Origin of the sequence: Shewanella sp. K8 (assembly GCF_028823715.1) — a bacterium.
In the GTDB taxonomy this organism is placed as follows: Bacteria; Pseudomonadota; Gammaproteobacteria; order Enterobacterales; family Shewanellaceae; genus Shewanella; species Shewanella algae.
In genome coordinates this window covers 1-14091 of the sequence record NZ_JAPEHY010000009.1, presented here as the reverse complement: position 1 = coordinate 14091, position 14091 = coordinate 1, and the positions used below count along the sequence as shown (strand labels likewise).

The following is a 14091-nucleotide window of genomic DNA, read 5'->3' as shown; positions in this document are numbered from 1 at the left end:
TGCTTCCCCTCTTACGCGTGCTGTGGGTCGATCTTGTCGGCGTCGATGCCGTATTCGGCAATGGTCTTGGCCAGAACATCTACCGGCAGCTCGTTACGGTCCACCAGCGACTTGAGCGCAGCAACCACGATAAACTTGGCATCCACTTCGAAGTGGTGACGCAGGTTGGCACGGCTGTCAGAGCGGCCGAAACCGTCGGTACCCAGCACCTTGTAGTCACAAGGCACGTAAGCGCGCAGTTGCTCGCCGTAGATCTTCATGTAATCGGTCGCCACAATGGCAGGCGCATCTTTGGCCAGCACTGTGCTCACATAAGGCACCTTGGCGGTTTCTGTTGGGTGCAGCATGTTCCAGCGCTCAACTGCCTGGCCATCACGCGCCAGTTCGTTGAAGCTGGTAACGCTGAACACATCTGTGCTGATACCGAAGTCTTTCGCCAGCGCCTGTGCCGCCTTGCGCACTTGCTCGAGGATAGTGCCGCAACCCATCAGCTGGACTTTGCCTTTGCCGGAACCGGCAACGCTTTCCAACTTGTAGATACCCTTGACTATGCCCTCTTCCACGCCTTGTGGCATTTCAGGCTGAACATAGTTCTCGTTCATTGTGGTCAGGTAGTAGAAGATATCTTCCTGATCTTCACCATACATGCGGCGAATACCATCCTGAACGATAACGGCAATTTCATAACCATAGGTTGGGTCATAGCTGATGCAGTTAGGAATGGTGTTGGCCAGAATGTGGCTGTGACCATCCTGGTGCTGCAAGCCTTCGCCGTTCAGCGTAGTCCGGCCGGAAGTACCACCTACCAGGAAGCCACGGGCGCGCATGTCACCGGCGGCCCAGGCCAGATCGCCGATCCGCTGGAAACCGAACATGGAGTAATAGATATAGAAAGGGATCATCGGCGTATCATTGACCGAGTAGCTGGTCGCAGCCGATACCCAAGAGGACATGGCGCCCAGCTCGTTAATTCCTTCCTGCAGTACCTGACCGGACTTGTCCTCACGATAGTAAGCAACCTGATCCGCATCCTGAGGCACATATTTCTGGCCTTCGTGAGCGTAAATACCCACTTGACGGAACAGACCTTCCATACCAAAGGTACGGGCCTCATCCGGGATGATAGGTACTATCTTCTTACCTATGCCCTTGTCTTTCAGCAAGGCGGTCAATACCCGCACAAAGGCCATGGTAGAAGAGATCTCACGGCCGTTGGAGCCTTTGAGAATCGCATCGAAAATCTTCAGTGAAGGCACCTGCAGCTCTTCGCTGAACTTCTGCCGACGGGCAGGCAGATAACCCATCAGGGCCTCACGGCGTTCCTTGAGGTATTTGACCTCCTCGGAATCCGGTCCAGGATGGTAGAAGGGGATCTCTTCCAGCTTGTCGTCAGGGATTGGAATGTTGAAGCGGTCACGGAAGTGACGAATGGCTTCAATATCCATCTTCTTGACGTTGTGGGCAATGTTCTTGCCTTCACCGGCATCACCCAGACCATAGCCCTTGACTGTCTTGGCCAGGATCACGGTTGGGCGACCCTTGGTCTTCTTGGCTTTATCGAGCGCGGCGTAAATTTTCACCGGATCGTGACCACCGCGGTTCAGGCGCCAGATGTCATCGTCTGACATGTTGGCTACCATCTCGGCAGTTTCAGGATACTTACCGAAGAAGTGTTCACGGGTCCAGGCTCCGCCTTTGGCTTTACAGTTCTGGTATTCACCGTCAACAGTTTCGTTCATCAGTTGCAGCAACTTGCCGCTGGTGTCACGGGCCAGCAATGGATCCCAGTAACGACCCCAGATAACCTTGACCACTTCCCAACCGGCGCCGCGGAATTCACCTTCCAGCTCCTGGATGATTTTGCCGTTACCGCGCACAGGGCCGTCGAGACGCTGCAGGTTACAGTTAACGATAAACACCAGGTTATCCAGCTCTTCACGAGCGGCCAGGCCGATGGCACCCAGTGCTTCCGGCTCGTCACACTCGCCGTCGCCCAGGAAGCAATATACGGTTTGCTCGGAGCAATCCTTAATGCCACGGTCAGTCAGGTACTTGAGGAAGCGCGCCTGATAGATGGCCTGGATAGGACCCAGCCCCATGGAAACCGTAGGGAACTGCCAGTAGTCAGGCATCAGCTTGGGATGCGGATAGGAGGACAGGCCTTTGCCATCCACTTCCTGACGGAAGTTGGCCAGCTGTTCTTCGCTCAGACGACCTTCGAGGAAAGAGCGGGCATAGATGCCGGGGGCGATGTGACCCTGGAAGTAAACCAGGTCGCCGCCATCTTTCTCGTTGGGAGCACGGAAGAAGTGGTTAAAGCACACATCATAGATAGTGGCACTGGATGAGAAACTGGAAATATGACCACCAAGCTCCAGATCTTTCTTGGAACCACGCAGTACCATGGCCAACGCGTTCCAACGCACAATGGCGCGAATGCGACGTTCCATCTCCTGGTTGCCCGGCATATGAGGTTCTTGCCCGGCAGGAATGGTATTCAGGTAAGCAGTAGTGGCAGTGTAAGGCAGGTGAGTACCGTTACGGCGAGCCTTTTCGATCAGCTTTTCCAACAGGTAATGAGCACGTTCGGGACCTTCCTGCTCCAATACGGCCTGCAGGGATTCTACCCATTCCTGTGTCTCTAACGGATCCAAGTCTTGTAGCATATTTTCAGACATGACACTGTCCTTCTATACATTGTATTAATAGTGATTACGACGTCCTAAGGTGGGCACTGGGCCGCCCCTGGGCTACACGCCGCTCTTCAAACGGCGCAGGCTACGCTGCAACCGGCTATCTTCTTCCCGTACCGACAACATGACTTCCTCGATATAACTCAAGTGGTCATTGGATGCTTCACGCGCGGCTTCGGGATCGCGGCGAACAATTGCGGCCAACAGGGCCCGCCTATGTTCATTTGCCATGGAAGAAGCTTCTTCGCGACGGCTCAGAAGCTCCAGGTTTTGCGCCACATTTTGATGCAGCACAGGAGTTAAACTCAGTACCAGATGCAGCATGGCAACATTGTGTGATGCCTCGGCCACTGCCCGGTAAAAATGCACAATGGCAGCGGCTTGCGCTTCGATACCCTCGGCGTCTTCCACTTCCTGGATCATCCGCTTGATATTCTGCATATCGGCGTCTGTTCCGCGCAGGGCGGCAAAATAGGCCATCATGCCTTCGGTGGCATGACGGAACTCCAGCAAGTCGTATTGACTCTCCGGATCACCCTGCATAAGTTCGACTATGGGATCGGCAAGACTCTGCCATAACTGTTCTTTGACGTAGGTACCACCGCCCTGACGGCGCAGCAGTAATCCTTTGGCTTCCAGCTTTTGAATCGCTTCCCGCAGTGAGGGGCGGGAGACTTCAAATTGCAACGCCAACTCGCGCTCAGGAGGTAACTTCTGACCCGGCTGTAGGCTGCCTTCAAGGATCATCTGTTCCAACTGATTCATGATGACGTCAGAAATCTTTGGCTGACTGATTTTGCTATAAGCCATCTGGCCCTCAGCTCCTATTGTAAATTGGTCTTACCAATTTCTACGAGTGAGCGCACTTTATCAAATCACACTTTTAAAGTCCAGTTAGTGATCTGCATCAAGTCAACTCACGATGTGTGAGCATAGCCTATATTTTTTCTTCTGGGGTCAGACCAATTAACAAGCCTCAACCAGCCTATTCCTTCACCGCTGCTCAACCTAGGAAAGTTGCGGCAAACACGCCTTTATCAACAATGTTTGCCTTGTCAAAGCGCCCAAGCCGGTTCAGCGCTTGCTTAACTGACCAGACCAAAGATGGTCAACAGCGACAAAATAGTGATCAGCAAGGTCGAGTTGCGCTTACTGAGAGCCAGCAGTGCCAAGGTAGATTGTACTGAAACCGGCACATCTTCATCTTCCGGCAGGGTTTCGGCGGCCAGGGCCACTTCTGTCACTATTTCCCTCGGCTTAGAGTCCAGACTCAATGCCAGTTGGCACCAACGGGGAAAAGCATTACTGAAATGGCCGCACAGCACATAGCCAAAGCCTATTATCCGTGCCGGCAACCAATCGAGCCAATACAGCAGGGTATGTACCACGGGCCACTCTTTGCCAAGGCGCTGACGCCTTTCATCAAAAAAACGCACGCTGCAATAAAACACGGCGCCTACAGGGCCAAACAAGATAAGGAACAGCGCCACGGCGCCATAATAACGATAGTTGAGCCAGGCTACGCTCTGCCCCACCCGGCTGCCCAGTTCACGCTCGCTGACCGCATCCAGGCACTCACTGCAATCCAGCTCACCGGCAAAATGAAAACTGGCCTGCACATCACCACGGCAGGCAGCCTGCACATAACGCTTAAACAGGCGTCTTTGATACTGATGGGAAAAACACACTACCGCCAGCGCCACCCACAACAGCAGCGAAGGCAAACCCCAGAACCATCCATTCACTACCCATAGTGCCACTGCCACTGTCACGGCAGGCAATAGCAGCGCCAGTATCATACCGCCCACAGTACCTAGCTGGCTGTCGGTAAACATCTGCTTTTGATACCAGCGCAACCCGCTGTCCAACTGCCAGCGGGCAGGCAAGAGCTTCAAACGTTCAACAATAATTGCGACCAACAGGGAAAACAGTGCCATCTTTTCTTCTCCTTGCTATCTTGAGGCCTGCGGCCATAACAGAGCTACACCAGTCACAACGCCTGTAAATATCTTTGCCAATCAAATCCCGGGCCTGGGTCTGTCTTGCGCCCCGGCGCGATATCGCTATGACCCACTATTCTCTCTTTGGTGATATCCGGGTAAGCCTGCTGCAAACTCTGGGTCAGGGTAATAAGTTTATGATACTGCTCTTCGGTAAAGCCGGAATCATCTGTGCCCTCCAGCTCTATACCAACGGCAAAATCATTGCAGCCGCTGCGACCTTCAAAGTTTGATACCCCGGCGTGCCAGGCGCGCTGATCCACAGAAACAAATTGGCGCAACTCGCCATCACGGCGAATCAGAAAATGTGCCGAAACTTCCAGTCCTTTCAGCCCGGCGAAACTGGCATCGGCCTCGGTGTCCAGAGTACCCAAAAATAGCTGCTCTATATAAGGCAAACCAAAGCGGCCGGCCGGCAGACTGATATTATGGATCACCAAAAGGCTCACCTCGCCATCGGGCCTGTGATTAAAGTGAGGTGAAGGGCTGGGCTCAGCCTCTTTATACCAGCCTTCAACCCATAGCTTTTGCGCCAAATGCTCACTCCCCTGACTCTGATAACCATACATACAGCAGCACCTTGGCTGCAGTCACATTGGCTCAAAATAACTTCGAGCCTAGCCACAGCCAATTGTGCCTCCAACACAATACCAGCAGCGCCCCTTATTATGCTAATCTAGCAGCATAAATTTCCCCAGTAATCCCGAGTCAATCAAGGACGCGCATCATGCTCGAAAATGATATCAGGGTCAGTGTCAAAGCCGCACTGGACGAAGACCTTGGCCACCAGAAGGCCTCCGAGGGCGATATCACCGCCCTGTTGATCCCCGAAGATAAACACGCCGAAGCCACCCTTATTACCCGCGAAGAAGGTGTCTTTTGCGGTAAGGCCTGGGCCGAGCAGGTATTCAATCAGCTCGGAGGTGAAGTGGCGCTGCACTGGCATGTGGATGATGGCGACCTTGTGCTGCCCAATCAGCTGCTGTGTGAACTCTCCGGCCCGGCGCGCCTGTTGCTCACCGGCGAGCGCACCATGATGAACTTTATTCAAACCCTCTCAGGCGTGGCCAGCCTGACCAAAGTCTACTGCGACAAGCTGGTTGGCACCCAGTGCCGCTTGCTCGATACCCGCAAGACGCTTCCCGGCCTGCGCACGGCGCAGAAATATGCCGTTACCTGCGGTGGCGGCAAAAACCACCGTATCGGTTTGTTCGATGCCTTCCTGATCAAAGAAAATCATATTATGGCCTGTGGCAGTATCGCCAATGCCATCTCCGCAGCCCGTGAGCTACGCCCCGAAAAACCTGTGGAAGTGGAAGTAGAGAATCTGGAAGAACTGGCTCAGGCACTGGAAGCCGGCGCCGACATAGTCATGTTGGACAACTTCGATGTGACTATGATGCTGCAGGCAGTTGAGCTCAATAACGGTTTCAAGGCCAAAGGGCTTGGCGCCAAACTCGAAGTCTCCGGCGATGTCACGCTGGAAACCATAGCGGCTTTCGCCCAAACCGGCGTCGACTATATCTCGGTCGGAGCTCTGACCAAGCATGTGCGAGCCATGGATCTCTCCATGCGCCTCAAGGGCTGATAACCTCTGGGGCATACCCAGAATTTTTATGGGTATGCCTTTCCAGTCTGGGCCCAACGGATAGCGGTTAAACCTACAGCTGAAGCAAGCCGTGGTAAAGTACTTGGCGCAAATCGATAAGTTCCAAGAAGTCGTACCAAGGTGAACTTTGCCAGACAGGCCCCCTCATAATCGACAAAACACCATCATATTCAAATAGCTAGAACAGCTATTCAGCAATATGTCAGTAAGCATCAGTCAATGATGCTCTTAATCAGCTGCTTGGCCAGTCCTGATACCGGTTGCAAACAGGTAAATGCTTGCTCACAACCCAACCAATCACCAAGAAACAAAACTGCAACAATTGTATTTAAGCAAATGATGAAATTGTATATTTTTTTGACAACGCCACTTCCCTGACACTTATTTCAGCAACTGTCAAAATACTGTTGCCGGTAAAACTTGGTGATCAGTAACATTTTTGATTTTTTTCCGAAATTTACGCTGCTTTTTACCGATTGTGGATTCCATTTTCAGTAACTTTATACTAACTTTTATGGCAGGCGAGATGGCCGTTTTTGGCCAACCTCACCGACAAGGTAACCACCCAAACTGATATTTGTTTATGGCATAACGCAGTTACAACTGTAAAATACATGCTTTGAGTAAATACTCAGTTCCTTGAGGTGCGGTTTGCCGGAACGACATACGATAAACTTAAATGGTTTTGCTGAACTGATTGAGTCTGATCCAACACGCTCTGGGGCATAAAGCCACCCGAGCTGGAATCGCCAGCAACGCAACTGAACAGGTTTCAGGCTGGTAAGGAATAAGAGTAACAGGGACTAAGTTACCGATTCGCTCAAGAAGGCAACGATGGAGAAAGCAAATGAAAGGTATCAAACTTAACAAACGCGCTCAGGGTTTCACCCTGATCGAACTGATGATCGTAGTAGCCATTATCGGTATTCTCGCAGCAATCGCACTGCCAGCTTATCGTGAGTATGTAGCCACCTCTCATGGTGCAGCTGCAATGAAAGGCGTTAGCTCTTATGTTCAAAAAGCTCAAGCTTGTATCCAAACAGGAGTTGGATGCACTAGCTTGGGCACTGAATTATCAGCCACCGACTCTAAAGTGACTGGTAGTGCAACTCCAGCAGAAGCCACTGCTCTTGACTTAACTTATGATGACGGCACCTGTACTGTTGTTGCTGCAATTAGTAATACTGGTGGTGTAGGTTACACTGCAGACACTAAAGACACAGCGAAGGCTACCAAAGCTCAGTGTGAGGAAGGTGCTGGGTTAAATTAATGCCTACATCGGGTCTTCATCTGGGATTATCGACTCTTTTTATCCGCAAAGGTTTGCTGACTGAAAGTCAGTTAACTGATACAGTCAAACAATCCCAGAAAAACAGACATTCACTGGTCACCACTCTGGTGACCAGTCAACTTTTGTCAGCACGAACTATTGCCGAACTCTGCTATGAAGAATACGGCACTCCACTGCTGGATCTCAATGAGTTTGATTTAAGCAGTATTCCGGAAGAGTTTCTCAATAAAAAACTGATCGAAAAACACCGCTGCCTGCCGTTATTCAAGCGTGGCAACCGCCTCTATATCGCCACTTCTGACCCCACCAATATCGCCGCCCTGGAGGACTTTCAGTTCAGCGCAGGCCTGCACGCCGAAGCGATACTGGTGGAGGAAGATAAACTCAGTAAAGCGCTGGAAAAAGTGCTCGAAGAAGACTTGAGTTCACTGGAACTGGATGGTCTCGATGAGGAGTCTCTCGCAGGTATCGAGGTCACCGACACCGACAAGCGTCAACAGGAAGAGGGTGAAAGTAAAGATGACGCCCCCATAGTCATCTATATCAACAAGATTTTGACCGATGCCATCCGTAAGGGGGCATCGGATCTGCATTTCGAGCCTTACGAAAAACGCTACCGCATTCGCTTTCGTATCGATGGCATCCTCCACGAAGTATCTGAGCCACCCATTTCCCTCTCAGGCCGTATCTCAGCCCGCTTGAAGGTAATGTCCAAACTTGATATCGCCGAACGCCGGGTCCCTCAGGATGGCCGCATCAAGATGAGGCTGTCCCGCAACAAGAGTATCGATTTTCGGGTCAGTACTCTGCCCACCCTTTGGGGTGAAAAAATAGTGATGCGGATCCTCGACTCCTCTTCCGCGCAATTAGGAATCGAAAAACTCGGCTATGAGGAAGACCAAAAACAAGCCTACCTGGAGATGCTGGCAAGACCCCAGGGGATGATTCTGGTAACCGGCCCTACCGGCTCAGGCAAAACCGTTTCCCTTTATACTGGCCTCAATATCCTCAATACCGAAGAGCGCAATATCAGCACCGCTGAAGACCCAGTGGAGATCAACCTGGAAGGGGTCAACCAGGTACATATCAACACCAAGGCCGGATTAACCTTCGCCTCGGCGCTGCGCTCCTTTTTACGTCAGGATCCGGATGTGGTGATGGTGGGGGAAATTCGCGACCTGGAAACCGCCGAAATAGCCATTAAGGCGGCACAAACCGGCCACTTGGTACTCTCGACCCTGCATACCAACTCATCGGCCGAAACCCTCACCCGCCTGCTCAACATGGGTGTCCCTGGTTATAACATTGCCAGTTCAGTCAATCTGATTATTGCCCAGCGCCTGGCCCGCCGCCTCTGCCCCGAATGCCGTCAACCGGAAGAGATCCCTGAGCATGAACTGCTGCAACTGGGCTTCACTCAGCAGCAGATAGACGCAGGCTTTACCCCTTACAAGCCCTGTGGCTGCGAGCTCTGCTCCGGTGGCTATAAGGGCCGGGTCGGTATCTATGAGGTAATGAAGATGTCCGATGAAATAGCCAGAACCATTATGGAGGGCGGTAATTCGCTGCAGATTGCCGCCACGGCCAAGCAGCAAGGGATGCGCGATCTGCGCCTTTCTGGCCTTTTAAAAGTAATTCAAGGCGTCACCAGCATTGCCGAGATAAATCGGGTCACCAGCTACTGATTGAATTATTATTATGCCTATTGGAGGCTCGGAGAAATGATACAACTCTGGGACTAATCAAATAGATAACTGCCAGCGAGCCAGTGAATAAGCATTCGCCCGTGACTCTGACTAAAATTAAGGCAAGCTAGCAAATAAGCATATTGCAAGGAACAATTATGGCAACTGCAACGGCGACAGCTAAAAACAATAAAGCCAAAAATAAAGGCGCCAAGGCCCAACCCAAGATCCATACCTTTACCTGGAAGGGGCATAATCGCGACGGCAAACTCAGCTCCGGCGAACTGCGTGGCACCAGTATCACCGAAGTAAAAACCCTGCTTAAAAGCCAGGGGATCAATCCCAAAACGGTACGTAAAAAATCAGCGTCCATGTTTGGCGATAAAAAGATTAAGCCGATGGATATTGCGGTGATCACCCGTCAGATAGCCACTATGCTGGCTGCCGGCGTGCCACTGGTTACTTCCATCGAATTAATAGCTCGCGGCCATGAAAAAAACAAGATACGAGTCCTTCTAGGCACTGTGCTGGCCGATGTCCAGGCCGGTATACCACTCTCAGATGCCCTCCGCCCACACAGAGTCTATTTTGACGACCTCTATGTCGACTTGGTGGCCGCCGGTGAGCATTCAGGTTCTTTGGATGCCGTATTCGACCGTATCGCCACCTATAAAGAAAAATCAGAGGCCCTTAAGTCGAAAATCAAGAAAGCCATGTTCTATCCCGCGGCTGTAGTAATTGTCGCCATTGCAGTAACAGCTTTATTGCTAGTCGTTGTAGTACCTCAATTTGAGGATATTTTTAAAGGTTTTGGTGCTGAACTTCCTGCCTTTACCCAATTGATTGTCAATATCAGTCGTTGGCTACAAAACACCTGGTACCTGTTTTTAGCCGGTATTGTTATCGGTATCTGGCTGTTTATACGTGCTCATCGTAACTCTGAGCACTTCCGCAATCGTATCGATGAAATGATGCTTAAGATCCCTTTAATAGGAGAAATTCTCCATAAAGGCGCCATGGCTCGGTTTGCCCGCACATTGGCCACCACCTTTGCCGCCGGGGTGCCGCTGATTGATGGACTGGAGTCTGCCGCCGGCGCCTCCGGTAATTATGTTTACCGCAAGGCGCTGTTGAATGTGCGTACCGAAGTGATGGCCGGAATGCAGATGAACGTGGCTATGCGCACTACCAAGCTGTTTCCCGATATGTTGATCCAGATGGTGATGATAGGTGAAGAATCCGGCTCATTGGATAATATGCTCAACAAAGTCGCCAATATTTACGAGATGCAGGTAGACGATGCCGTAGATGGCCTTTCCAGCCTGATAGAACCCATTATGATGGTAGTTATCGGCACCATAGTCGGCGGCCTAATCGTCGGCATGTATCTACCTATCTTCAACTTGGGTAAAGTGGTAGGTTAAGGCTGGCTATTCGCCGAAGTGTAATAATAAAACCAACACTTAACTGTTTTTAGGGTCGCTTAATATCGCATGTCAGAATTTATTTCCGTATTGAGCCACAACCAGTGGCTCTTTCTTATTCTCTGTTTTTTGTTTGCCTCAGTGATAGGCAGCTTTCTCAATGTGGTGATCCACCGCCTGCCGGTAATGATGAAGCGCGAATGGCAGCAGGAATGCAATCAATACCTGCAGGAATATCAACCCGAATTCGCCAAACAGCTGGGTGAAGCCAAGCTTAATGCACCGATAGATAACTATCCGGCCAAATACAATCTGATACTGCCGAAGTCTGCCTGCCCCAACTGTGGCGCCCATATCAAACCCTGGCACAACCTCCCCATAATCGGCTATTTGTTGCTTGGCGGTAAATGCGCCTCCTGCAACACAGCTATTTCAGCAAGATACCCAATATTTGAGCTGCTGACCGCCCTGCTTATCAGTACTCTCGGTTGGTATTTTGGCCCGACACTGCAGTTTGTTTACGCCACTATTCTCACCTTCGGATTGATAGCCCTCAGCGGGATAGATTTGGATGAAATGCTGCTGCCGGATCAGATTACCCTGCCGCTACTGTGGCTTGGTTTACTGGTTAATATCTCGGGCACCTTTACTAATTTGACCGATGCCACCATAGGGGCCGCTGCCGGCTATTTAAGCCTCTGGTCGGTCTACTGGCTATTTAAACTGCTCACCGGCAAGGAAGGCATGGGCTATGGCGATTTCAAGCTGATGGCACTGTTTGGCGCCTGGCTTGGCTGGCAGATGTTACCTCTAATTATTCTGCTCTCTTCTCTGGTCGGTGCCCTAGTAGGCGTTTTACTTATTCTGTTCAAGAACCTTAAACGGGGTAACCCTATCCCCTTTGGCCCTTATATTGCTATCGCAGGTTGGGTCGCTTTGGTGTGGGGGCAACAGATTGTCGACTGGTATTTGGGAACACTCTAAATGGCCGAATTTATTGTAGGGCTCACCGGCGGTATCGGCAGCGGCAAAACTACGGTCGCCAATCTGTTTGCCGAACAGGGAATCGTCCTGGTCGATGCCGATATCATTGCCAGAGAGGTAGTAGCCAAAGACTCAGATGGCCTCAGGAAAATTGGCGATAAATTTGGCCCTCAGATGCTGACTCCCGAAGGCAATCTGAATAGAGCGGCGCTGAGGGAGCAGATATTTCATCATCCGGAAGACAGGGAATGGCTCAATGCCCTGTTGCATCCCATGATACGTTCTCGCATGTTGGCACAGGTTAAGGCGGCAAACTCCCCTTATGTCATCATGGTGGTGCCTCTGCTTTTTGAGAATGGCCTGGATAAACTGGTGAATCGCACTCTGGTGGTAGATATTTCACCAAAATTACAGTTACAGCGAACTATTGAGCGGGACAAGGTGTCTAAGGAACAGGTTCAAAACATTATCAATAGCCAGAGCGACCGCAATAGCCGACTCAACAAGGCTGATGATGTGATTGACAATCAGGGAGAAATCACCGCGCTACAAGCTCAAGTACTGGCGCTGCATAATAAATACTTACAGCTGGCAGATCCTATACACCCATGAACACGACAGAACTGATATTCGAACAGCCGTTAAATGAAAAGATCCGCAGCTATTTGCGTCTGGAATATCTCGCCCGTCAATTGGACAATAACCTCCAGCAAGATCATCAACATAGATGCTTCTACCCACTATTCTCCCTCTGTGAACTCACCGAACGCTGTGATTACCGCAGCGAAGTCATCAAAGATATCGACCGCCAATTAATCCAACTGCAAAGCTGGCAACAGCAGGACGATGTAGACCAGCAGCAACTCCAGTACTATCTCGAGCAATTCTCCCATGCCAGAGAAGAACTGCAACGTCCACAGCGCCCCGGCAGTCAGCTTAAGCAAGACAGATTCATATCGGCGCTCAGACAAAGATTCAGCATGCCTGGTGCTTGCTGTAACTTCGATCTGCCACAACTGCACTTTTGGCTGGCCAAGCCTTGGGAAGAACGCTGTCAGGAGTACCTCCAATGGACCAGTCACTTCAGCAGCCTACTACAGCCCATCAGTCTGCTGTTGCAACTTACCCGTATGAGCTGTGAATATCGTGATGCTGTAGCCCATGCCGGCTTTTACCAAGGCGACAGCCAACAAAGCTTGTCGCTGGTCAGAGTCAAGCTGGATGCAGAACAAGGCTGCTACCCCACCATTAGTGGTCACAGAAACCGCTTTGCCATTCATTTTGTGCAGTTCGAACAACAAAAGCATTCCGACAAAACCGTCAAATTCCTACTGGCGACCTGCGGCTAAACTCTTTACCATGGGCGCCATCAGTTAGCCCAAGAGACACAAAAATGCCTATCACTGTTAAGTGCCCCACCTGTCAAAAAGAGGTGGAATGGGCCCCCGAATCCAAATTCAAGCCCTTCTGTAGCGAGCGCTGTAAACTCATCGATCTCGGTGATTGGGCCTCGGAAAAACATGCCATCCCGGTCAAGCCAGAGTTTGATGAACAACTGCTGGATGAACTGGGCTACGATGAAGGTAATTTCTTCAAGGATCAGTAATGACAAAAAGAGTACATGTAGCGGTCGGTATCATTAAATCCGGCAAGCAGATCCTATTGGCCAAGCGTCATGGGCATCTGCACCAGGGAGGAAAATGGGAATTTCCAGGAGGTAAAGTCGAAACCGGCGAAACCGTCACCCAAGCTTTAGCCAGAGAACTGGCGGAAGAAGTCGGGCTTAACATAGCCGCCTCTACCCCTTTTATGCTGTTGTCTTATGACTATCCAGATAAGCAGGTGTTACTGGATATTCACCTGGTCACTGAATTCAGCGGCAATGCCTATGGCGTAGAAGGACAGGAAGTCGAATGGGTGCACTTGGATAAACTCCAGGAATATACTTTCCCGGATGCCAACCAACCGATTCTTGATAAAATCCTTACAGAGTTTTCAAACTAACCCCTAAGCCAGCCGCCTAAGCTGGCTTTCTTATTATCCCTATCTTTCAGATTCAGATATCCAAAATCCCCCCTGCAGAGGTCATCGTTGATGGTGCAGGCTGGCATACTATGGATACGGCAATACCTTTCTCAAATCTCACTTTGATTAAGCTACCCGCCTATTCTCCAGAGCTGAATCTAATGGAGCAAGTTTGGCAATGGCTCAGACAACACTGTCTTTCCAACCGAGTATTCGATTGCTACGAGCAAATTGTTGAGCAAGTATCCCGAGCCTAGAATACCTTCATTGAGGATACTGGTCGGGTGAAATCTCTGTGCTTCAGAGACTGGATGAATCTGACCAGACAAACGGGTCGAGCCATTCTCAATATCTCCACAGCACCATCTCACATGGGGGCG

General features: G+C 50.8%; 13 protein-coding genes and 1 pseudogene. 10 read left to right on the top strand and 4 right to left on the bottom strand.

Annotated features, from left to right (window positions below):
• Window positions 1-11: 11 nt before the first annotated feature.
• From aceE to ampD, 4 genes are all read right to left on the bottom strand, one after another.
• A complete protein-coding gene (gene aceE / locus ON072_RS06875) occupies window positions 12-2678 on the bottom strand; it encodes a pyruvate dehydrogenase (acetyl-transferring), homodimeric type (RefSeq protein WP_044733568.1) in 2667 nt (888 codons plus the stop codon).
• A 72-nt stretch (window positions 2679-2750) separates the two neighbouring features.
• The gene (pdhR, locus tag ON072_RS06870; protein WP_025886793.1) at window positions 2751-3503 is read right to left on the bottom strand and encodes a pyruvate dehydrogenase complex transcriptional repressor PdhR; all 753 of its coding nucleotides are present in this window, start codon (window positions 3501-3503) and stop codon (window positions 2751-2753) included.
• Between the two features lie 275 nt (window positions 3504-3778).
• The gene (gene ampE / locus ON072_RS06865) at window positions 3779-4630 is read right to left on the bottom strand and encodes a beta-lactamase regulator AmpE (RefSeq protein WP_025012050.1); all 852 of its coding nucleotides are present in this window, start codon (window positions 4628-4630) and stop codon (window positions 3779-3781) included.
• 53 nt (window positions 4631-4683) lie between these two features.
• Window positions 4684-5262: a 1,6-anhydro-N-acetylmuramyl-L-alanine amidase AmpD gene (gene ampD, locus ON072_RS06860; protein ID WP_144133410.1), complete on the bottom strand. Its 579-nt coding sequence runs from the start codon at window positions 5260-5262 to the stop codon at window positions 4684-4686.
• 158 nt (window positions 5263-5420) lie between these two features.
• On the opposite strand from ampD, the gene nadC reads away from it, so the two are divergent.
• The 10 genes and pseudogenes from nadC to ON072_RS06810 all read left to right on the top strand — a co-directional run.
• Window positions 5421-6281, top strand: a complete 861-nt coding sequence (nadC, locus tag ON072_RS06855; protein WP_025012052.1) for a carboxylating nicotinate-nucleotide diphosphorylase — start codon at window positions 5421-5423, stop codon at window positions 6279-6281.
• A gap of 868 nt (window positions 6282-7149) precedes the next feature.
• Window positions 7150-7572, top strand: coding sequence for a prepilin-type N-terminal cleavage/methylation domain-containing protein (locus ON072_RS06850; protein WP_274626005.1), 423 nt, complete (start codon window positions 7150-7152; stop codon window positions 7570-7572).
• On the top strand, window positions 7572-9278 hold the full coding sequence (gene pilB / locus ON072_RS06845; protein ID WP_274626004.1) for a type IV-A pilus assembly ATPase PilB: 1707 nt from the start codon (window positions 7572-7574) through the stop codon (window positions 9276-9278). Before ON072_RS06850 ends, pilB begins: the two co-directional genes overlap by 1 nt.
• A 158-nt stretch (window positions 9279-9436) precedes the next feature.
• Window positions 9437-10702: a type II secretion system F family protein gene (locus ON072_RS06840; protein WP_144133986.1), complete on the top strand. Its 1266-nt coding sequence runs from the start codon at window positions 9437-9439 to the stop codon at window positions 10700-10702.
• Window positions 10703-10771: 69 nt separating this feature from the next.
• Window positions 10772-11686: a prepilin peptidase gene (locus ON072_RS06835; protein ID WP_274626003.1), complete on the top strand. Its 915-nt coding sequence runs from the start codon at window positions 10772-10774 to the stop codon at window positions 11684-11686.
• Window positions 11687-12298 (top strand): dephospho-CoA kinase, encoded by a 612-nt coding sequence (gene coaE, locus ON072_RS06830; protein ID WP_144133415.1) that lies wholly within the window; start codon window positions 11687-11689, stop codon window positions 12296-12298.
• On the top strand, window positions 12295-13035 hold the full coding sequence (gene zapD / locus ON072_RS06825; protein WP_028779562.1) for a cell division protein ZapD: 741 nt from the start codon (window positions 12295-12297) through the stop codon (window positions 13033-13035). The genes coaE and zapD overlap by 4 nt, the downstream gene beginning before the upstream one ends.
• Before the next feature lie 44 nt (window positions 13036-13079).
• Entirely contained in the window at window positions 13080-13292 is a 213-nt protein-coding gene (gene yacG / locus ON072_RS06820) for a DNA gyrase inhibitor YacG (RefSeq protein WP_025886789.1), read from the top strand.
• On the top strand, window positions 13292-13690 hold the full coding sequence (gene mutT, locus ON072_RS06815; RefSeq protein ID WP_144379648.1) for an 8-oxo-dGTP diphosphatase MutT: 399 nt from the start codon (window positions 13292-13294) through the stop codon (window positions 13688-13690). Before yacG ends, mutT begins: the two co-directional genes overlap by 1 nt.
• Before the next feature lie 74 nt (window positions 13691-13764).
• Window positions 13765-14091: pseudogene (locus ON072_RS06810) on the top strand (transposase); the annotation flags it as partial.

Excerpts from the sequence above, each read along its gene's own strand:
- aceE (WP_044733568.1), bottom strand. The coding sequence starts at position 2,678 with ATGTCTGAAAATATGCTACAAGACTTGGATCCGTTAGAGACACAGGAA.
- pdhR (WP_025886793.1), bottom strand. The coding sequence starts at position 3,503 with ATGGCTTATAGCAAAATCAGTCAGCCAAAGATTTCTGACGTCATCATG.
- ampE (WP_025012050.1), bottom strand. The coding sequence starts at position 4,630 with ATGGCACTGTTTTCCCTGTTGGTCGCAATTATTGTTGAACGTTTGAAG.
- ampD (WP_144133410.1), bottom strand. The coding sequence starts at position 5,262 with ATGTATGGTTATCAGAGTCAGGGGAGTGAGCATTTGGCGCAAAAGCTA.
- nadC (WP_025012052.1), top strand. The coding sequence starts at position 5,421 with ATGCTCGAAAATGATATCAGGGTCAGTGTCAAAGCCGCACTGGACGAA.
- ON072_RS06850 (WP_274626005.1), top strand. The coding sequence starts at position 7,150 with ATGAAAGGTATCAAACTTAACAAACGCGCTCAGGGTTTCACCCTGATC.
- pilB (WP_274626004.1), top strand. The coding sequence starts at position 7,572 with ATGCCTACATCGGGTCTTCATCTGGGATTATCGACTCTTTTTATCCGC.
- ON072_RS06840 (WP_144133986.1), top strand. The coding sequence starts at position 9,437 with ATGGCAACTGCAACGGCGACAGCTAAAAACAATAAAGCCAAAAATAAA.
- ON072_RS06835 (WP_274626003.1), top strand. The coding sequence starts at position 10,772 with ATGTCAGAATTTATTTCCGTATTGAGCCACAACCAGTGGCTCTTTCTT.
- coaE (WP_144133415.1), top strand. The coding sequence starts at position 11,687 with ATGGCCGAATTTATTGTAGGGCTCACCGGCGGTATCGGCAGCGGCAAA.
- zapD (WP_028779562.1), top strand. The coding sequence starts at position 12,295 with ATGAACACGACAGAACTGATATTCGAACAGCCGTTAAATGAAAAGATC.
- yacG (WP_025886789.1), top strand. The coding sequence starts at position 13,080 with ATGCCTATCACTGTTAAGTGCCCCACCTGTCAAAAAGAGGTGGAATGG.
- mutT (WP_144379648.1), top strand. The coding sequence starts at position 13,292 with ATGACAAAAAGAGTACATGTAGCGGTCGGTATCATTAAATCCGGCAAG.